The organism is Flavobacterium panici, from assembly GCF_024499525.1.
GTDB classification, from domain to species: Bacteria; Bacteroidota; Bacteroidia; order Flavobacteriales; family Flavobacteriaceae; genus Flavobacterium; species Flavobacterium panici.
Map to the genome: position 1 here is coordinate 5633651 of NZ_CP100437.1, position 19456 is coordinate 5653106.

The 19456-nt window shown below is 33.5% G+C and carries 19 protein-coding genes and 1 other RNA gene; 9 read left to right on the top strand and 11 right to left on the bottom strand.

What is annotated here, in order from left to right; all coding sequences use genetic code 11:
* Positions 1-83: 83 nt before the first annotated feature.
* Positions 84-257: a hypothetical protein gene (locus tag NLJ00_RS23520; RefSeq protein ID WP_026984685.1), complete on the bottom strand. Its 174-nt coding sequence runs from the start codon at positions 255-257 to the stop codon at positions 84-86.
* A gap of 393 nt (positions 258-650) precedes the next feature.
* Here NLJ00_RS23520 and fumC point away from each other — a divergent pair, with 393 nt between their 5' ends.
* Entirely contained in the window at positions 651-2036 is a 1386-nt protein-coding gene (gene fumC / locus NLJ00_RS23525) for a class II fumarate hydratase (RefSeq protein ID WP_256635618.1), read from the top strand.
* Positions 2037-2147: 111 nt separating this feature from the next.
* On the opposite strand, the gene NLJ00_RS23530 is transcribed toward fumC, so the two are convergent.
* Entirely contained in the window at positions 2148-3350 is a 1203-nt protein-coding gene (locus tag NLJ00_RS23530) for an NAD(P)-dependent oxidoreductase (protein WP_053471813.1), read from the bottom strand.
* Between the two features lie 241 nt (positions 3351-3591).
* Between NLJ00_RS23530 and NLJ00_RS23535 the strand changes: the two genes are divergently transcribed.
* The 3 genes from NLJ00_RS23535 (at position 3592) to NLJ00_RS23545 (ending at position 5975) form a co-directional block, all read left to right on the top strand.
* A complete protein-coding gene (locus NLJ00_RS23535; RefSeq protein WP_053471814.1) occupies positions 3592-4794 on the top strand; it encodes a serine hydrolase domain-containing protein in 1203 nt (400 codons plus the stop codon).
* A 134-nt stretch (positions 4795-4928) separates the two neighbouring features.
* Positions 4929-5326, top strand: a transfer-messenger RNA (tmRNA) gene (gene ssrA / locus NLJ00_RS23540).
* Positions 5327-5570: 244 nt separating this feature from the next.
* A complete protein-coding gene (locus NLJ00_RS23545) occupies positions 5571-5975 on the top strand; it encodes an XRE family transcriptional regulator (RefSeq protein WP_256635619.1) in 405 nt (134 codons plus the stop codon).
* 504 nt (positions 5976-6479) lie between these two features.
* On the opposite strand, the gene NLJ00_RS23550 is transcribed toward NLJ00_RS23545, so the two are convergent.
* From NLJ00_RS23550 to NLJ00_RS23585, 8 genes are all read right to left on the bottom strand, one after another.
* Entirely contained in the window at positions 6480-7034 is a 555-nt protein-coding gene (locus NLJ00_RS23550) for an REP-associated tyrosine transposase (RefSeq protein WP_256635620.1), read from the bottom strand.
* A 252-nt stretch (positions 7035-7286) separates the two neighbouring features.
* Positions 7287-7919: a ribonuclease H1 domain-containing protein gene (locus NLJ00_RS23555; RefSeq protein ID WP_053474252.1), complete on the bottom strand. Its 633-nt coding sequence runs from the start codon at positions 7917-7919 to the stop codon at positions 7287-7289.
* 387 nt (positions 7920-8306) lie between these two features.
* Positions 8307-8861, bottom strand: coding sequence for an REP-associated tyrosine transposase (locus tag NLJ00_RS23560; RefSeq protein ID WP_256635621.1), 555 nt, complete (start codon positions 8859-8861; stop codon positions 8307-8309).
* Positions 8862-9069: 208 nt separating this feature from the next.
* Positions 9070-9645, bottom strand: a complete 576-nt coding sequence (locus tag NLJ00_RS23565) for a DUF4833 domain-containing protein (RefSeq protein WP_256635622.1) — start codon at positions 9643-9645, stop codon at positions 9070-9072.
* 212 nt (positions 9646-9857) lie between these two features.
* Positions 9858-10289, bottom strand: coding sequence for a GtrA family protein (locus NLJ00_RS23570; RefSeq protein WP_256635623.1), 432 nt, complete (start codon positions 10287-10289; stop codon positions 9858-9860).
* A 1-nt stretch (position 10290) separates the two neighbouring features.
* Positions 10291-10977, bottom strand: coding sequence for a CDP-alcohol phosphatidyltransferase family protein (locus tag NLJ00_RS23575; RefSeq protein ID WP_256635624.1), 687 nt, complete (start codon positions 10975-10977; stop codon positions 10291-10293).
* 153 nt (positions 10978-11130) lie between these two features.
* Positions 11131-11937 (bottom strand): phytanoyl-CoA dioxygenase family protein, encoded by an 807-nt coding sequence (locus NLJ00_RS23580; protein WP_053474248.1) that lies wholly within the window; start codon positions 11935-11937, stop codon positions 11131-11133.
* Between the two features lie 231 nt (positions 11938-12168).
* A complete protein-coding gene (locus NLJ00_RS23585) occupies positions 12169-12957 on the bottom strand; it encodes an SDR family NAD(P)-dependent oxidoreductase (RefSeq protein WP_256635625.1) in 789 nt (262 codons plus the stop codon).
* A 245-nt stretch (positions 12958-13202) separates the two neighbouring features.
* Between NLJ00_RS23585 and mug the strand changes: the two genes are divergently transcribed.
* Both mug and NLJ00_RS23595 read left to right on the top strand, forming a co-directional pair.
* Positions 13203-13700 (top strand): G/U mismatch-specific DNA glycosylase, encoded by a 498-nt coding sequence (mug, locus tag NLJ00_RS23590; RefSeq protein WP_256635626.1) that lies wholly within the window; start codon positions 13203-13205, stop codon positions 13698-13700.
* Between the two features lie 255 nt (positions 13701-13955).
* Positions 13956-14771: a helix-turn-helix domain-containing protein gene (locus tag NLJ00_RS23595; protein ID WP_256635627.1), complete on the top strand. Its 816-nt coding sequence runs from the start codon at positions 13956-13958 to the stop codon at positions 14769-14771.
* Between the two features lie 2 nt (positions 14772-14773).
* On the opposite strand, the gene NLJ00_RS23600 is transcribed toward NLJ00_RS23595, so the two are convergent.
* Positions 14774-15220, bottom strand: a complete 447-nt coding sequence (locus NLJ00_RS23600) for a YybH family protein (protein ID WP_256635628.1) — start codon at positions 15218-15220, stop codon at positions 14774-14776.
* Between the two features lie 329 nt (positions 15221-15549).
* Here NLJ00_RS23600 and gndA point away from each other — a divergent pair, with 329 nt between their 5' ends.
* Genes gndA through pgl form a run of 3 tightly spaced genes read left to right on the top strand, consistent with a single transcriptional unit; the run spans position 15550 to position 19217 of the window.
* The gene (gene gndA / locus NLJ00_RS23605) at positions 15550-16959 is read left to right on the top strand and encodes an NADP-dependent phosphogluconate dehydrogenase (protein WP_256635629.1); all 1410 of its coding nucleotides are present in this window, start codon (positions 15550-15552) and stop codon (positions 16957-16959) included.
* Positions 16960-16987: 28 nt separating this feature from the next.
* Entirely contained in the window at positions 16988-18517 is a 1530-nt protein-coding gene (zwf, locus tag NLJ00_RS23610) for a glucose-6-phosphate dehydrogenase (protein WP_256635630.1), read from the top strand.
* The gene (pgl, locus tag NLJ00_RS23615; protein ID WP_256635631.1) at positions 18501-19217 is read left to right on the top strand and encodes a 6-phosphogluconolactonase; all 717 of its coding nucleotides are present in this window, start codon (positions 18501-18503) and stop codon (positions 19215-19217) included. Before zwf ends, pgl begins: the two co-directional genes overlap by 17 nt.
* Positions 19218-19456 lie beyond the last annotated feature (239 nt).

The window sequence follows — 19456 nt, forward strand, 5'->3', positions numbered from 1 at the left end:
ATTTTTTTATTGAAATTTTATTTTAGTTTTTAGCATAAAAAAAGGACTCGTTTTCACGAATCCTTTTATGAAATCAATTCAAATTAAATTGATTGTTCTTCTTGTCTTTTTTTAGCTCTCTTTTCTTTGAACATTTCCCAGCTAGCTCCCGTAACCCAATAAGATACGAAACCAACCAAGAAAAACATTAACCAAAACCCTATAGTTAGTATGGTTAAGAAAAGTAAAAAGCCTAAGTACTGTGAAAATTCAAACATGTTTTCCGGAATTTTTGAATGTTACCACAAATGTAGGCTATATATTTTTCCTCAGCAATAAAATCTAAATCAATTTTCGTTAAATAACATTTATCCGTATATTTATACTCATTTTAAATAAGCTTATTTTTCGATAAATTATTCAACTATCAGAAGAACATGAGTATTTTCAGGAGCTATTTCCCGCTATCCGCTGCAATCTTTTATGTTTTTAAAGAAAAAACATAAAAGGATTTCCGCTACTATCGGGGCTAGAATCCGTATTCAAAAGAAATCTTAAACACCAAAATAAAAAATCCGTTTCAATCCGAGTCTTTACGAAGTAAATCAGCGTTATCAGCGTTCCATTTACCCAAACAAAATACAATATTACAAACAACATATTTACACAAAATGAAATACAGAATAGAAAAAGACACCATGGGCGAAGTTCAGGTCCCTGCCGATAAATATTGGGGTGCTCAAACAGAACGTTCAAGAAATAATTTCAAAATTGGAAATTCAGCTTCAATGCCGCAGGAAATCATCGAAGGATTTGCCTATCTTAAAAAAGCAGCCGCTTATGCCAACTTTGATCTGGGAGTTTTACCAATAGAAAAAAGAGACGCAATCGCTGCCGTATGTGACGAAATTCTGGAAGGAAAACTAGATGATCAATTCCCACTTGTAATTTGGCAGACAGGTTCAGGTACACAAAGTAACATGAACGTAAACGAAGTAATTGCCAACCGCGCCCAAGTATTAAAAGGTTTTGAAATTGGCGAAGGCGAACAATTTATAAAAGCAAATGATGATGTAAATAAATCTCAATCATCAAATGATACTTTCCCAACCGGAATGCACATTGCTGCATACAAAATGGTGGTTGAAACCACAATTCCGGGAGTTGAAAAACTACACGCAACTTTGGTAAAAAAAGCAAATGAATTTAAGGATGTTGTAAAAATTGGCCGTACGCACTTAATGGACGCAACGCCTTTAACTCTTGGACAGGAAATTTCAGGATATGCAGCGCAATTAGCTTTTGGATTAAAAGCACTTAAAAACACTTTAGCCCATTTATCTGAAATTGCTTTAGGAGGAACTGCAGTTGGAACCGGATTAAATACTCCAAAAGGTTACGACGTAAAAGTTGCCGAATATATCGCTCAATTTACCAAACATCCTTTTATTACTGCCGAAAACAAATTTGAAGCTTTGGCTGCACACGACGCCATTGTGGAAACACACGGAGCTTTAAAACAATTGGCTGTTTCCTTAAATAAAATTGCCAATGATATTAGAATGTTAGCTTCTGGCCCACGCTCAGGAATTGGAGAAATTCATATACCGGAAAACGAACCTGGATCTTCAATTATGCCCGGAAAAGTAAACCCTACACAATGTGAAGCTTTAACTATGGTTTGCGCCCAAGTTATTGGAAACGATATGGCAATCGCAGTTGGCGGAATGCAGGGACATTATGAATTGAATGTTTTTAAACCAGTTATGGCCGCAAACTTTCTTCAATCGGCACGTTTGCTTGGTGACGCTTGTGTTTCATTTGACGAACATTGTGCACAAGGAATCGAACCAAATCACAAACGTATTAAAGAATTAGTAGATAATTCTCTAATGCTTGTAACCGCTTTAAACACAAAAATTGGTTATTACAAAGCCGCTGAAATTGCTCAAACCGCTCACAAAAATGGAACGACGCTGAAAGAAGAAGCAGTTCGTTTAGGCTACGTTTCTCCTGAAGATTTTGACGCTTGGGTTAAACCGGAAGAAATGGTTTAATTTAATGGTGAATTATAAATGGTTAATTATTTTTAATACTATAAAAAAAGAGCTTTCTAAATTTAGAAAGCTCTTTTAATTAATTAACAATTTATAATTAACAATTCACAATTATTTACCGTCTACATAATCTTGTAAATAGCTGAATCTTTCTGTAAGTTTTCCGTTTTCGGTGATTTTTGCGCGTTTTAAAATTCCATCTTTATCTCCATTGAAAAAAGCCGGAATTACATGCTCCATAAATTGCTCTCCAAAACCTTCGCTGGCATCTTTTGGAATTTCGCATGGAAGATTATCAACCGCCATAACAACAACTGCCGCCGGATGAAAAACATCTACTTCTTTATCTTCTAAAGGAAAATAACCATAAATAGGTTCTGCAATTGTCGAAGAACGAAGTGTACTTGCAATTGGTCCGTTTACGTCGCATGAAATATCTGCCACCACTTTTAGTTTACAGTCGCTTGCGTTTAACATTTCTCTGGTCAAAATCATTGGAGCATTACTTGCATAAAAATGACCTGCAAAATAGATATCTGAAACTTTCGTGAATTTTTCAAAATCAGAAGTATAAGCTTCAGGATTTTCGACAAAATCATTAAAATCTAAAACCTGACCGTCAATACGTTTGTTATATTCTAAAACATCTAACTGAACATAAACTGCCTGCGCATATTTTTTAGTCAGATAATTGTCTACCGTGATTTCTTTTATTTTAATAGCATCCAAAATTTCTTTTGCCCCGCTCCCAACCTTTCCTGTTCCGGTAATGACAAATTTTAAAGCTGGCATTGTAATGCGTTTTAAATGCATAATCAAAGCTTCTTTTCCAGAAAGAGTTTCAGCTTTTGGAAGTTTAAATAATTCGAATTTAATTCCGAAAGCACGGATTCCGTTATATACACCAACCATTCCGGCATATTTACCAAAACCAATTAATCGACGATCCAGCGAATCTACAATAGTTTCATGATCGTATAAATCAATATTTTTTTCTAAAATCGCCTGAAGTAATTTCCTGTTATGTGGCTGCTTTTTTATCGTATGAGAAAAAAAGAAATATGCTTTGTTTGGAATTAAATTGTCAACAGGAACTTCTTTTACACCAAAAAGAACATCACAATCCGAAACATCTTCTGTAACGTTTATTCCCATATTTTTATATTCTGCATCAGAAAAAACTCTAATATCTGAGCTTTCAACTTCAACAGAAGCGTCATGATAGACTTGTTTTAGTTTTGTCAGCTCATTTGGAGAAAAAACAACTCTTCTGTCTGGTGGGTTTTTTCTTTCTTTTATGATTCCAAATTTCATTTAAATAAATTTAAAGCATTTAATAATATAACTTTTTACATCGTATTTGTTTCAAATATAACAAATATAGTTAAATTTTTGTTTCTAATTTACTATTTAGAATGTTTAAAAACCGTTAGTAGCTGAAAAACAAAGAAATAAAAAAAACAGTTCTTAAAATTATGTTAAAAAGACGTTTTTAAACCATCAAAAACTGAGAATACAACAAAATTGAATTCGATATATTTGTTTTTAAAGAACGATGCAAATGATTTTCCTTAAAAAAACAAAGATACCACAAATACTTTTCTCAGTATTAGTTTTAAGCTCTTGTGGTAATGACAATAAAACAAAAACAGCTACTACTCCTACAGTCGAAGATACATTACCTAAAATGAAGCCGTTAGGTCCTGAAAAGAAAATTTCTCAGGCTTATAAAAATTCGGTAATTGGCAGAATAAATCATTTTTATTATAAAAACTGGCCCAACAACAGCATGAACGGAAGTTTTTTAGTTGCCCGAAATGGTCAGATTATTTATGAAAAATACAATGGTTTTGCCAATAAAAATGAAGGAACTAAAATAACGGCAGAAACACCTGTACAAATTGCTTCTGTCAGCAAAGTATTGACGGCAACAGCCATTTTAAAATTGGTGAATGCGGGTAAAATAGATTTAGACCAAAAAGTAAATACAATTTTAAAAACGTTTCCTTACGAAGACTGTACCATTAGAATGCTTTTAAGCCACCGCACCGGAATGCGTAATTATGCTTATTTTACTGATCACGATAAATCGGTTTGGGACAGACATAATCAGTTGACAAATAAGGATATTTTAAATCTTTTGGCAACTAAAGATATTGGTTTAGAATCTAAAACCGGAACTCGTTTCAGCTATTGCAATACCAATTATGCAATGCTGGCACTTATCATTGAAAAAATTACCGGCTTGAAATATAAAGAAGCAATGTCTCAAATGATTTTTAAACCTTTAGGAATGACGCATACGTATGTTTTTGACGATGACAAAGACAGAAAAACAATTGTTCCATCATATAAAGGAAATGGTGTAGAAATTGGTTTTGATTACTTGGACAATGTTTATGGAGATAAAAATGTTTTTTCGACAGTACGAGATCTTCTAAAATTTGACCGTGCAAGACAATCACCTGACTTTTTAAAACCTGAATTATTAAAACAAGTTTATACAGGTTACAGCAACGAGCGTAAGGGAACTAAAAATTACGGTCTAGGAATTAGAATGATTAATTGGGAAACCGGCCAAAACTATTATTTCCATAATGGCTGGTGGCATGGCAATACCTCATCTTACATTACTTTAATGAAAGAGAACGTTACCATTATAGCGTTATCTAACAAAATGACAAGAAACACTTATGCTGTCCGCAAATTAGCTCCAATTTTTGGAGATTATCCTTTTAATTTTAAAGACGAGGAATAAAATAGTCCTAAAGTCGAAAGTCAAAAGTCTTAAAGTCAAATACTTTAAAGACTTTACGCTTTTGACTTCGAATTTTTCTGAAATTTTTAGCAGAAAGTAATTTCAAATACTCTAAATTTGCAGACTTAATTTTTGGGGTCGACTGGTTTTGACAGCAAGTCGAATTGAACAGTAAGCACGTCGAGCATTGAGACCTTGCTCGTAAATATAAGATCTCAAACTTTTACACGGCGAAAATAATTACGCTTTAGCTGCATAATCCGAATCATAGTAAGATTGCGCCACGTCTCTACAAGGTAGAGAAGCTGGATTCTCCTGGAAAGCCTTGGTTTGTGGCGTTCCGTCAAGGGGAACCGTAAAAATAAACCTAGAAATCCATGAGCTTCGGGTGGGTTTCGAAACTTAAGAAGATAAGTGTTCGGTGGCTGTTTCTGGCCTAGCTTAACATCGAAAATCTAATCAGGAAATAAGCGTGTAGAAAGCTCTTTAGTTGCTTGTTTGGACCCGGGTTCGATTCCCGGCGACTCCACAAAAAAGCCTGTAAACTTATTGTTTACAGGCTTTTTTTAATGTTAAAACTTAATAAAATAAGTAATTTTCTAATTTTTGCTTTTCAAAAATTGATATAATACCCGAAACATTGAAGTAAAATATAAATATAACTGGCATAATATCTGACAAAAACGATGTTTTATGGTATATTTTTTTATCTTTGAAATTCAGGATTTTTTATCCAAATGGCTTTAACTTTGAGCCTTTAGAAATTGATATTCATTATGGAACAGAAAATACATCAGGGAAGAAACGTAAAACGTTTCAGAGAAATGCTTAACATAAAGCAGGAAGGGTTAGCTTATGATTTGGGTGAAGACTGGAACCAAAAGAAAATTTCTTTACTGGAGCAAAAAGATGTAATTGAAGATAACTTGCTGAAACAAATCTCTGCTGTATTAAAAATTCCTGTTGAAGCTTTTCAGAATTTTGATGAAGAACAGGCGATTAATATTATTTCTAATACTTTTGATAATTGTCAACAACCTGCATCTGTATTTTACAATTCTACTGTTAATCAAATTGATCAATTGATCAAACTACATGAAGAAAAGATTGCTTTATATGAGCGTATGTTGAAAGAGAAAGATGAAATGATGGTGAGGCTTGAAAAATTGATAAATAAATAATAATTTGTAAAATATATTTAATTCTATAAAGAGACTTTTGAAGTCTCTTTTTTGTTTAGAGTTTTTCTATATTATCTTAACCCGTTAGCGCGGATTGTAACCCCGATCGCGCGGATTTGTAAACCCGTTAGCGCAGATTTGCAATCTGTGCCCACAAAGTATATCTTAACAGATTTAAAAAAGAAAACCCGTTTTTATCAATATAGGAATGGGCACGGAAAGAATTTCCGCGCTATCGTTGTGCATACGCTATCGTTGCGCATACCAAAAAGCCCGTTACCGTTAGCGCAGATTTGCAATCTGTACCCCGATAGCGCGGATTTGTAATCCGTGCCCGCAAAGTATATCTTGACAGATTTAAAAAAGAAAACCCGTTTTTATCAATATAGGAACGGGCACGGAAAGAATTTCCGCGCTATCGTTGTGCATACCCGTTACTCGTTACCGTTAGCGCAGATTTGCAATCTGTGCCCACAAGCTAAGTCAAGACAGCAGTTGAGTATTTTAAAATAAGTATAACAAAACAACATCTAAATCATTTTCTAAGTTGGAATAATTCCTTGCCGAACTAAAATAATAATCTTCAGCCGAATTAACAGTTTTATCTTTTACAGGATTATTATGGATGTAATCTATTTTTTGCTTAATAAACTTATTGCTATAAATATGTTCTGCATGGTAACCATTTTGCCAAACTTTATAATTCTGATCCTTTTTTAAATGTTCACATGATTTTCGAAAATATTCAAGCATCCATTCTCTTCTACTTTCAGGTTCATTTATTATAGTTTGTATTATTTTTTTTGATGTAAATTTTTTAAAATCTCTAATAATATCAGATAATACAAAACCATTCGTCCCTTTGCAAATCAAATGAATATGACTGCTCATAATACAGTAAGCATAAATTTCCAAACCTTTGTTTTCCTGACAATATTTTAAAGCATTTATTAAAATATTTTTCTGATTTAGTCTTGTAAATATATCTATCCATCCTACAGCAGTTATAGTTATAAAATATGCTTCCTCAGTTGTTGTTGCTTTGTATTTTGTTGACACGCCTTTTTTCTTACAAAAATAAAAAGTATAACGGAAAATTTTAATCTTTTTATTTATGTTTTGAAGAAATTACTTTGCGGGCACAGATTGCAAACCCGATCGCGCGGATTTGTAATCCGTGCCCGCAAAGTATATCTTGACAGATTTAAAAAAGAAAATCCAGTTTTCATTAATATAGGAACTGGCACGGAAAGAATTTCCGCGCTATCGTTGTGTATAGACGAGCGATCTGCTGTTGGATTTAGGTTTTAGTTATTTTCTACCAAAATCAGCTGGAATTTCACCCCAAGCTTTTGTTTCCCATTTTAATATTTTGTTGGTAAATTCATTTGAGATTAGCCATTTTTCTGCGCGTTCCATAAGTTCAAAAACTTCTTTATTATTTTCTGTTTCTTGAATATTACTTCTGGAAGTTTTATCTCTAATCCAAGATATTGCTATTTTGCTATCAGAATAAATTGGACGTATATCGTTGCTTTTTTTCATATGTGCCAATGCGTGTACTAAAGCTAAAAATTCACCCATATTATTTGATGCATCTTTAAAAGGACCTTGTTTGAAAATTACCCTTTTAGTTTCAGTTTCAACTCCTTGATATTCCATTAAACCTGGATTACCACTACAGGCTGCATCTACAGAGATACTTTTTAAAATAGGTGCACCGATCAATTTTAATTCTTCTTCAGATAACTCGGATTCAAAAAATGTCTTGCCTTTATAGTTATCATATTCTTCTGAATACGCTTGCTTTGCTAATTCTAAAGATTGAAAAGATTTATATTTGGCACCATTAAAACCATGGATACTTTCCTTACATTCATCCCACGTTTCGAATATTCCAATTTTTCTACCCTCCCAAACAACGTAAAACTTCTTTTTTGCCATATCTTTTTAATTTATTTACGATTTCGTAATTAAGATTATGCCCAACTTACTTATTCCCTCCATAAAATGATTTCAACTACCAATTTTAAAAGCTATATAGTTCCAGCCTGATCAATGTCCAATACCAAACATACAAAACCTTCATTGTTTTACTTTACGGTTTTCCGTAACTGTATAAAAGGCAAAATACTTCTTTAATAAATAAATTCATAAAGTATAAATACCTGTTTTTAATTTTTATTGAGCATAAAACCAGTTTTTATTAATATAGGAACGGGGACGGAAAGAATTTCCGCGCTATCGTTGTGCATACCCGCTACCAGTTACCGTTAGCGCAGATTTGCAATCTGTGCCTACAAAGCTAAGTCAAGACAGCAGTTGAGTATTTTAAAATAAGTATAACAAAACAACATCTAAATCATTTTCTAAGTTGGAATAATTCCTTGCCGAACTAAAATAATAATCTTCAGCCGAATTAACAGTTTTATCTTTTACAGGATTATTATGGATGTAATCTATTTTTTGCTTAATAAACTTATTGCTATAAATATGTTCTGCATGGTAACCATTTTGCCAAACTTTATAATTCTGATCCTTTTTTAAATGTTCACATGATTTTTGAAAATATTCAAGCATCCATTCTTTTCTACTTTCAGGTTCATTTATTATAGTTTGTATTATTTTTTTTGATGTAAATTTTTTAAAATCTCTAATAATATCAGATAATACAAAACCATTTGTCCCTTTGCAAATCAAATGAATATGACTGCTCATAATACAGTAAGCATAAATTTCCAAACCTTTGTTTTCCTGACAATATTTTAAAGCATTTATTAAAATATTTTTCTGATTTAGTCTTGTAAATATATCTATCCATCCTACAGCAGTTATAGTTATAAAATATGCTTCCTCAGTTGTTGTTGCTTTGTATTTTGTTGACATGTCTTTTTTCTTACAAAAATAAAAAGTATAACGGAAAATTTTAATCTTTTTATTTATGTTTTGAAGAAATTACTTTGCGGGCACAGATTGCAAATCTGCGCTATCGTTGCGGAACTCATTCTGTCAAATGAGAAATTGTAAAATTACGAACAACTTTTATTTTAATATTCTAAAAAGAATCAACACACCTGGAACTTTCGAATTTTTATTATAACAACATCCTTTCAGTAATTGTTTTATTTGAAGAAGTCTCAATTCCCGTAACTTCGGCATACTTTACATTTGGCAGCCAAAAAGAACCTCCTTCAATGCGCACAAATATTTTTTCTACCTGTATTTTTTTCTGGTTTACACTTACAAAAACATGATATTTTTGATCTGAATCTATCTTTTTCAAGGTTAAGGGTAACTTTTTATAGGATACAAATTTAAGCTCAAACTCCTCATTATTTACCGTTTTAGTTTCTATTCCGTAGGCAAATTTGCGTTGTATATAACTAAAATCTTTTTTTTCTCCTTTCTCCGCATATCGAATCCAATACGCTTTTATAGGATTGCTTTTGTTTATTTTTCCATTTTCCTGATAGTTTATGGCATAAATAGCCGTGTTTATATTTGGGTCGCGCTGAATATAAAATAGCATATTATCTATATTTTTAGGAGTAGGAAAATTTAATGGCGATGGATTTTTGGATTGCGCCAATAGATTTCCAGAAATTATATTTACTAAGATCGTTATAACGATTAGTGATTTTGTAAAATATTTAAATGATAATTTATTCATAACAAGATGCATATATACTAATTTAAACCCGTTGCGTGCAATTATTTCAACACATAGAAACATAGTTGTTAGATGCGGAAAAAAGAATATAAAAAAGAAACTAGTTTCTAACACATAGCTAGCTATGTTTATTTTAAACAAGTGAAACGCCTTTTTTAAGCGTCCTAAACTATGTCTCTATGTGTTGAAATAATTGCACGCAACGGATTAATTTAATTTGATTCGATTGCGTTCTGTTTTTCGTTTGTCTTAAAAACCCAATATTTAATTAGTGGATAATTAAATCCATAAGAAACAAAACTATCCGTGATTAATCTCCCGATTCTGTAATCGATTTGAAATGATTGTTGTAAAATAAGCGTGCCGAATGATTTTAAGGAAATACTTCCCAATACAACCAAAGCAAATTTAAAAAGCTGACTATTAATGGGACTGCTATAACCAGATTGATTTTTAAATACCCAAAATCTATTGATGCTGAAATTGATAATGGCGCCAACGGTTCCGGAGATTAGAATAGAAAAGGTAAAATGCAGTTTAAATACTTCTGTCAATAAAATCATTAAGCCATAATCGGTAATACCGCCTACAAATGCCGCAACTTGTGCTTGTAGAAAAGTTAAAATGGATTTTTTCTTAAACATTTCAGCCTTGGGTTTTATCTTTTAAATCGCCAAGCTTTAAAAGTTTAAAGCTATCTATGGTATTGATTATAAATAACACAATAGTGATTAAGCTAGCCAAATAGGTAATTGATCCGGGAAATAAAACTTCTGCAATTAAAATTAAAGTAATAATAAATCTAAGTTCTGTTGGACCAACAAAACCGGAATCTATACTGTATTCATTTGTAATTTTGTAGCGTAACTGGCTGATGATGATTGACCAGCCATATAATGCGACAAAAGCAAAGGCTAATACTTGTGTGCCATTTTCAGCATAAATGTAGTAGCCAAAGCCAATAAGTACAATACCAATCCAATCGGCAATAATATCGAGTGCAAAACCATACCAACGGCGCGGAATATTTCTGTAATAAGCCAGTCTTCCATCTAAAGAATCGCCTAACCAATTTATACCCAAACCGATAATACCCAAAAGCAAATACCAATTTGTTACATACATTCCTAAAACAAAAGCTAAAAAAACTAATCCCGAACCAAGTGTACCAATTAAAGTAAGTAAGTTTGGCGAAATGAATTTAGGCACTTTTGGAAGCAAAAATACAATCGTTAGCTGTTCTGCTTTTTTTAAAATATTAGTTCGCTTACGGTCTGAAAATGTCCTTTGTGCAATTACAATATAGTCTTCAACCTGTGTTTCTTTTCCCATTATTAGCCCAGTATTTATAAGCCAGAAAGTATAATCACTTCTAGCTTATAATTTTTAACTTTATTTTTCTTTGTGTATTTTTAAAAAAATCGGTGGCACTTTTTAGCTTACCTGATCTAACCAGATAACTAAATGCGATAACAAACAGCATAATTATTTAACAATACCTGCAAAACGTTGATAAAAAACCGTTGGACTGTTCTCGTTTTTAGGAGCATATTTTCCTGCTATAATTGGAATATAAATAACCCTTCTTCTGCTTTCTTCGCCACGAATAGATGATTCTGCAACTCTGTGCCACAAACGTCCATCGTGAATGGTTAAGTCTCCAGCTTCTGGAGTGATGGAAACTTCCTGTGGATCTGGTTTATTATCTAAAAAGTATTTTTTACGGAAAAGCATTTGATAAATACTCTGCTTGTGCGTACCCGGAATAATTTTAAGTCCGCCGTTTTCAGGTTTTAAAGTGCTTAAATGAATACCCACATTTAGCATTGGGTTTAATTTTCCACCATAAAAAATATCTCTCAAACCATCTGTATGCCAGCCCATTTTAGTAAACTTACTTTCTGGCCCATTGATATAATGATTGAAAACCATTCCGTCTTTTTCTTCCGTTCCTAATCTTGCCCCATCGCCTGCTAATGGTAATAAACCATTAAATCTTGGATCAAGTAAAAGACCACTTAAGGTTTGATGATGTTGATTGATAAAAGCAAAACGCTGCACAATAGCAGAGCCATCTAAATCTTTTCCATATTTAATTGGAACACCGTTTATTTTTTGAAGGTCATTTTCAATCCATTTTTGCTCCACTTGTTTGGAGGCATCAATGATGGATGAAACCGTTTCAGGGTTTATAAATTTTTTGAAATGGATAAAGCCATGTTCGTTAAAAAAGGCAATTTGCTCATTAGTTAATTGCTCAGTAAGGGTAAAGGTTTTATAAGAAGATCCCATGATAATATAGATTTAATAAATGAAATAATAGTGTTTGTAATTTTATCTAAAAGATTGCAACAACAGCAACAACAATACATTAGCATGTTTTTGTGCATTCGACCTTTAGGAAAATTAAACATATTTTTTCTTTTATCTGACATACTCTATAGAATTAGTAGAATTTAATACAAACATAATATATATTTTCTCTTTTCCAAAGAATATTTTTATATTTTTTTCGAAAAAAAATTAAATTTTATAAATCCCTGCTGCCGTTTTTTCGATAAAAGCCTTTGGTAGTATGCGATTGGCGTAGACTGAAATAATATTTGTAAAACCCGGAATAACTTCTGATTTTTTGCTGAACATGGCTTTTACTGCCATTTTTGCCACTTCATCTGGCTGCATATTAAACTTTTCAGCCATTTTGTTTAAAGCACTTAAACCAGCTCTTGCAGCAAAACCGGTATCGACCGGACCCGGACTAAAACAGGTTACTGAGATTGAAGTTTGGGCAAGTTCGAAACGCAAGGCACGAGTAAACGATAAAACAAAAGCTTTTGTAGCCGAATAAATAGCCAGCGTAGGAACGGCTTGGTAGGCAGCAGTACTCGATATATTTAAAATGTAAGCTTGTTTTTCTTGTGAAAGTATAGGAACTAATAAATGCGAAAGTTCTACCACTACATTCATGTTAAGCTGCATCATACCCAGCTGATCGGTTAGAGAAGACTGACTAAAATTGCCCCACACACCATAACCCGCATTGTTAACCAGAATCTCAACTGGATAGTTATTCATTTTTATCCAATCTGTTACTTTTTGCGATGCACCATTTATCGAAAGATCAATTGATAAAATAAAAGCATTAATGCCGTATTTAACTTGAAGATCATTTGATAATGCTTTTAATTCCTCTTCACTTCTAGCAGCAAGCAATAATGGATAACCTTGTTTAGCCAATTCATAAGCAATAGATTTTCCAATGCCTTTGCTGGCGCCGGTTATTAAGGCATACGGTTTAGTTTTTTCGCTCATTTTATTAATTTAATTATCAAATATAAAGATTAATTGTAACCCAGTACCTCGAAAATAACTTTTTAAAGTGTCTAACTATTCAATTATAAGACAGCCTTTTTTATATAAAAATATTTCTTTAGCCCATTATGATAAGGCTTTAAGGTGTAAAAACATAAATCTTTAATTAACTTTGTTGTTATCAAAAATCTTATATAAAGTCATTGATATTTTAAAACTTATAATTAACTATTTGAATTTCATAAATGTTAACTGATATTATTAAAGAAGATCTCACTGTACTTTTTTGCGGAATTAATCCCGGTTTAAAATCAGCAGCAGATGGACATCATTTTTCGGGAAGAAGCAATCGATTTTGGAAAGTATTACATCAGGCTGGTTTTACTCAACATCAAATAGAAGCTATAAACGATATTGACATTTTAAATCTTGGATATGGTTTGACTACTGCAGTAGCAAGAGCAACTTCTCGTGCAGATCAACTTTCAAAAGAAGAATTTGATGATTCTATTGAAATTTTCAGGAAAAAGATAAAAAAATTCCAACCAAAATATATCGCTTTTCTTGGTAAAGCAGCTTACAAAGCTTTTTCTGGTAAAAAGCAAATCACGTGGGGATTACAATCTGAAGATTTTTGCGGGGCTAAAGTTTGGATATTACCTAATCCTAGTGGTTTAAATCGTGGATTTACACTTAGCGATCTCGTTATTTCATATTCAGAATTATACAAAACAATTATTTAACTAAATAAAAAAACTCCTTTTAGATATTTGCGAAATAGACACATCATTAGCATTTCCTTCAAAAGGATTTTCGGTGCTCTCCTACTTGTACAAGTGAAGTGTACATCCAGGAAATATAACACTAAACGGAATCACCAGCCAAACCATATTTCCTTGCGCAATTCCGCTAACCGTTTCATCCATTTTATCAAATTTATTTTTAATTTAGAATCCGCTATAAGTCAACAAATTAATTTCAGAATTAAGACAAATCAGATGCAGATTTTACCTTCCGCCAGTTTAGCGCCATATATAAAAAATTATACTGTTGTTACAATCGAAAAAGATCTTGACAATGAAGTGTTTTATCCAAGCGGTTATGTAGATTTCATTATCAATATTTCTGAAGGAATGGCGGCTACTATTATTAATGGCAGACGAAAAGATACTCCGGCGATTGAACTTTTAGGACATTTAACCCTTCCTACCCGGCTTTCGGTTGCAAAAGGAACTTCGGTACTTATTGCGCGAATTTATCCGCATGCGAGTGCGTTGTTTTTCTCTGATCCATTATCAGAATTTACAAATTATGCTACCGATATGTACGATGTCGCACAAGTTGAAAATAGGGAATTGTATGAAAAAATAATGGAGGCAGATAGTCTTGCCTCCAAAATCAATATTTTAGAAAATCACTTTCTGCAGCAGCTCAAAAAAAACGAACCCCGATTAAAAAAAGTGTCGATGCTTCAAGATCTCAGTCAAAATCTTTTTGTTACTAATTCACTCGATTTGCCTGCAATGGCAAAGCATTCGGGATTATCGGAAAGATATATTCAAAAACTTTATTTGTCCAATATTGGAATAAGTCCTTCGGCATTTACTTCTGTAATACGATTTAACAAAAGCCTGCATTTAGTTCTTAATACTTCTGAATCGTTAACTACTATAGCCTATGACTGCGGATATTATGATCAGGCACATTTTATAAAAGAGTTTAAAAAATTTACAGGCATTACTCCTTTTGCATCAAGAGCTTCGTTAATAAAAAATGGAACCGATTTTCAAGAAGCTGTCAATGTAGGTTTCTAGGTTTATTTTGCAGGATGGTTGCTGCTAAACATATCGCGGTGCATTTTCCAGCCGTCTTTTGTTTTCTTCCAAATAACAATTACTTTTCCATCGTCTAATTTTTTACCTTCCAGATCAGTCATTTCATAATAACTTTCTTCTGTTACGGCTGTTTTACCATCTCCATACAGATTTTGAATGGTAAACTTAACGTGTACTTTTGGACCGTCTTTAAAAAACGCAGCAACTTGTTCGCTTCCGCATATAGGAGATGCATTGGGCGGGAACAAACAGGCATCATTGGTATACCTTGTTAGAATTGATCCGTCGTTTTTATTAGCGAGATCTGCATAAATTGCATTGCTGGCTTCTATAATCTTTCTGACGTTTTTCAATTCAGAATTTGACTTTTGCGCATTACACCAACAGGTAAGCAGCAATAATCCGTTTAAAATAAGTGCTCTTTTCATCTTAAATAATTTTTTCTCAAAGTAATTCATTCCTTTGAGCGGAAAATTGTAAAATAACGAACAACTTTTGTTTTGATTTTCAAACGGACTTAAACTCAAAATAAGTTTAATTTCAACACTTAAAAAAGTATCACAATATACCCTAAAAGTGAACTATTTTACTCCTAATGTTTCAGCATTTTTCTCTAACTTAGCGGTCTACATTTTAAAATGTAAGATTAAAATAAACTTTGTTTTTCTGCAAAACATTGATTGAAAAAGAATTACCATACTTTCTCTTACTTTTTGCTGCAAAAACATACTTCTAATAATTTAGTTAATTAAAAACTATGAGCAAATTTGATTTTGGAATTGTAGGACTCGGCGTAATGGGTCGTAACCTACTTTTAAATATTGCAAGCCATAACTTTGCGGCTGCAGGTTTAGACTTAGACACCGAAAAAGTCAACTCACTTCAACAAGAAGCCGATTCTGATCATACAATTGAAGCAACTACAGATGTGAAGCATTTTGTAGAGCTTATTCAACAGCCAAGAGCGATTATGTTATTGGTACCTGCGGGAAAACCAGTTGACAGCGCAATCGCAAGTTTATTACCGCATTTAGATAAAGGTGATATTATAATCGACGGTGGAAATACTTTTTTTACGGATACTGACAGAAGATTTTTAGAATTATCTGAAAAAGGGATTCATTTCTTCGGAATGGGAATTTCTGGTGGAGAAAAAGGCGCTCGTTTCGGTCCTGCAATGATGCCGGGCGGTGATCAAAAAGCATACGAAAGACTTCGCCCTATTTTTGAAGCGATTGCTGCAAAAGTAGACGGTGAGCCTTGTGTAGAATATTTAGGAAATGGTTCTGCGGGTAACTATGTAAAAATGGTTCACAACGGAATCGAATACGGAATCATGCAATTGATCTCTGAGATTTATGACCTTATGAAAAGAGGTTATAATCTGGATGATGAAACGATTCAGAAAACTTTTGAAGAGTGGAACCAAACCGATGATCTTAGATCGTATTTAATTGAAATTACCGGAAAGATCCTGAAACAAAAAGATGAAGACGGAAGTCTGTTAATCAATAAAATTTCGGATTGGGCAAAATCTAAAGGAACAGGAAAATGGACTTCGCAAAACGCAATGGATTTGCAGGTTCCGGTTCCAACTATCGACGCGGCGGTTAACATGCGCGATATGTCTAAAACCAAACCTGAAAGAATTGAAGCTGCTAAAAAATTAGTTTGGAACGCTGGTGAAAGTAATGTAAATACAAGCGAAGCAATTGCTGCCTTAAAATCGGCATTATACCTTTCTATTGTTGTGACTTACGCGCAAGGATTGGCTCAGCTTCATACGGCTTCTAAAGAATACAATTACGGATTAAACTTAGAAACTGTCGCTAAAATATGGCGCGGCGGATGTATCATTCGTGCGACTATTTTAGAAGATTTCAGAAAAGCATATGTTACAAAATCAGATTTACCAAACTTGCTTTTAGATGCTGGAATCGCTTCAAAATTAACAGAGAATCAAGCCGGAATGAGAACTGCAGTTCAGTTTGCGGTTCAGAAAGGAATACCTGTAGCGGGATTAATGAATTCATTAGCTTATTTTGATGCTTACAGATCTGCAAATCTGCCAACAAATTTAATTCAGGCGCAACGTGATTTCTTCGGGGCGCATACTTACGAACGTATCGACAAAGAAGGAGTTTTCCATACACAATGGTCTGAATAAGCAACTTAAAGCAACACAACTACACACAATGACTAAAAATAAACTTAAGAATCCAACAATCATCGTGATTTTTGGAGGAACCGGAGATTTAGCAAAGAGAAAGCTCTTTCCCGCTTTTCAAAATCTGTATCTTGACGGACGTATGTCTGAAAAGTTTCAGATTATTGCTCTTGGAAGAGCAGAAAAAACCAATGAAGATTTTCGCAGTTATGTATTAGAAAACCTAAATACTTTTTCAAGAAGAAAAGGAATTTCTGATCCTGAAACTGAAAAATTTCTTTCTCACATAACCTATCACAGTCTTGATATTGACAAAGAAGAATCTTATATCGGATTGAACGAAAAAATCAACAATTTTGATCTGGCTTTTGGAGAACGTGCCAATCGTCTTTTCTATCTTTCGATAACGCCTTCTTTCATTTCGACAATTTCAAGCAATATTAAAAAGATTGGACTTGCGGCAAATCCGAAACAAGATCGTATCATTATCGAAAAACCTTTTGGTTACGATAAAGCTTCTGCGATTGAATTGAACGAAATGCTTTCTGAGACTTTCAAAGAGGAACAGATTTACAGAATTGATCATTATTTAGGTAAAGAAACGGTTCAGAATATTTTGGCTTTCCGTTTTGGAAATTCCATGTTTGAACCTTTATGGAGTCGTAATTTTATTGATTTTGTCCAAATTACCGTGGCTGAAGAAGTCGGCGTTGAAGAACGAGGCGGATTCTACGAAGGTGTTGGTGCATTAAAAGACATGATTCAGAACCATTTGCTTCAAATTTTATGTATGACGGCTATGGAAGCGCCTGCTTCATTAAATGCTGATGATATTCGTAATCGTAAAGCCGATGTTTTAAAATCGATTCGCCGAATCAAACCAGAAGAAGTCGATCATTATATTGTAAGAGGTCAATATGGTGCAGGAGAAATAAAAGGAGTTCCGGTTCCGGGATATCGTGAGGATAAAGGAATTGCACCAGATTCTAATACAGAAACTTATGTAGCAATGAAAATTTATCTGGACAACTGGAGATGGCAGGGAATTCCATTTTATTTACGTTCCGGAAAAAGAATGGAAGAAAAACAATCTTCTATTATTATCCAGTTTAAACCAGTGCCGCACTCTGCATTTTCTTATGGTAAAGAAGGAATGACACCAAACCGATTGATTATCAATATTCAGCCTGCAATGGATATTAAATTGCAGTTTATGACCAAAAAACCGGGGCTTTCGCTTTCGTTAAGACCTGCAGAAATGGTATTTGACTATTTCGCTTGTTCTACTATGTCTCCGGAAGCTTATGAAACTTTAATTGCAGATGCATTGTTAGGAGATCCTACCCTATTTATGCGTTGGGATCAGGTAGAAGAAGCCTGGGATGCTATTGATACAATTCAACAAGTTTGGAAAACTACGGCACCTGTTGGTTTTCCTAATTACAAAGCAGGAAGCTGGGGCCCTGAAGAAGCTGACGAATTGTTGGCCCGCCAAGGACACAAATGGATTCCGAATACACAAACAAAAGAAGAAGTTTTAAATGATACAGATTTATAATACAACAGAAGAAATTAATACGAAAGCAGCGGACCTTTTTGTGGAATCAGCTCAGAAAGCTATTGCCGAAAAAGGCAAATTTACTGCTGTTCTTACCGGAGGTTCTTCTCCTGCAGGAATTTACAAGTTATTAGCTTCTGATGCTTACAAAACAAAAATTGACTGGAGTAAAGTTTTTATATTTTGGGGTGATGAACGATGGGTTCCGCTAAATGATGATTTGAGTAATGCAAAAATGTCTTATTCAACATTATTAAGCCACGTTCCTGTTCCGGCAGAAAACATTTTTGAAATGTACAAAGATGGTGTTACGCCAGAAGATTTTGCTGTTACTTACGAGCAGTCTATTAGAACTGTTTTAGGTGATGAAGGAAAATTTGACCTTATCTTATTAGGAATGGGAGACGACGGACACACGGCTTCTCTTTTTCCTGGTGAAGCGGTATTAAACGAACAAACAAAATGGGTTGATGCTTATTATTTAGCTCCTCAAAAAATGTATCGTATTACGCTGACTGCGCCGTTAATTAATAAAGCGGAGAAAATCGTCGTAGTTGCTTTTGGAGAGAAAAAAATAAATGCTTTAAAAGAAGTAACAACCGGAGAATTTAATCCAACACTGTACCCGATGCAGTTGATTAAACCAGTTTCTGGAGAATTATTATTTCTTGTAGATAAAATTGCTGCAGGAACGAATTAGGAAATTTGTTTTAAAAACATATTAAAAAGCCTGTAAACATTATGTTTACAGGCTTTTTAATTTTATATATTTCTTTGTTCCATAGGAACATCTCGTCGGTAGAAAAATTATATTGTTATCATCGTTTATGTTCTGAAGGAACGTTGATTTTTGCATCGTTTTTTAATAATAGGGCACATCAAACGTTCTTACGGAACGTAAATGCGACGACCTTTATTTTATCTACCAACGAGACATTC

Coding starts and splice junctions, on each gene's coding strand:
- NLJ00_RS23575 (WP_256635624.1), bottom strand. CDS start 10,977: ATGGGAAAAGAAACACAGGTTGAAGACTATATTGTAATTGCACAAAGG.
- NLJ00_RS23570 (WP_256635623.1), bottom strand. CDS start 10,289: ATGTTTAAGAAAAAATCCATTTTAACTTTTCTACAAGCACAAGTTGCG.
- NLJ00_RS23580 (WP_053474248.1), bottom strand. CDS start 11,937: ATGGGATCTTCTTATAAAACCTTTACCCTTACTGAGCAATTAACTAAT.
- mug (WP_256635626.1), top strand. CDS start 13,203: ATGTTAACTGATATTATTAAAGAAGATCTCACTGTACTTTTTTGCGGA.
- NLJ00_RS23560 (WP_256635621.1), bottom strand. CDS start 8,861: ATGTCAACAAAATACAAAGCAACAACAACTGAGGAAGCATATTTTATA.
- gndA (WP_256635629.1), top strand. CDS start 15,550: ATGAGCAAATTTGATTTTGGAATTGTAGGACTCGGCGTAATGGGTCGT.
- NLJ00_RS23530 (WP_053471813.1), bottom strand. CDS start 3,350: ATGAAATTTGGAATCATAAAAGAAAGAAAAAACCCACCAGACAGAAGA.
- NLJ00_RS23600 (WP_256635628.1), bottom strand. CDS start 15,220: ATGAAAAGAGCACTTATTTTAAACGGATTATTGCTGCTTACCTGTTGG.
- NLJ00_RS23565 (WP_256635622.1), bottom strand. CDS start 9,645: ATGAATAAATTATCATTTAAATATTTTACAAAATCACTAATCGTTATA.
- NLJ00_RS23545 (WP_256635619.1), top strand. CDS start 5,571: ATGGAACAGAAAATACATCAGGGAAGAAACGTAAAACGTTTCAGAGAA.
- NLJ00_RS23520 (WP_026984685.1), bottom strand. CDS start 257: ATGTTTGAATTTTCACAGTACTTAGGCTTTTTACTTTTCTTAACCATA.
- NLJ00_RS23595 (WP_256635627.1), top strand. CDS start 13,956: ATGCAGATTTTACCTTCCGCCAGTTTAGCGCCATATATAAAAAATTAT.
- NLJ00_RS23535 (WP_053471814.1), top strand. CDS start 3,592: ATGCAAATGATTTTCCTTAAAAAAACAAAGATACCACAAATACTTTTC.
- pgl (WP_256635631.1), top strand. CDS start 18,501: ATGATACAGATTTATAATACAACAGAAGAAATTAATACGAAAGCAGCG.
- fumC (WP_256635618.1), top strand. CDS start 651: ATGAAATACAGAATAGAAAAAGACACCATGGGCGAAGTTCAGGTCCCT.
- NLJ00_RS23585 (WP_256635625.1), bottom strand. CDS start 12,957: ATGAGCGAAAAAACTAAACCGTATGCCTTAATAACCGGCGCCAGCAAA.
- NLJ00_RS23555 (WP_053474252.1), bottom strand. CDS start 7,919: ATGGCAAAAAAGAAGTTTTACGTTGTTTGGGAGGGTAGAAAAATTGGA.
- zwf (WP_256635630.1), top strand. CDS start 16,988: ATGACTAAAAATAAACTTAAGAATCCAACAATCATCGTGATTTTTGGA.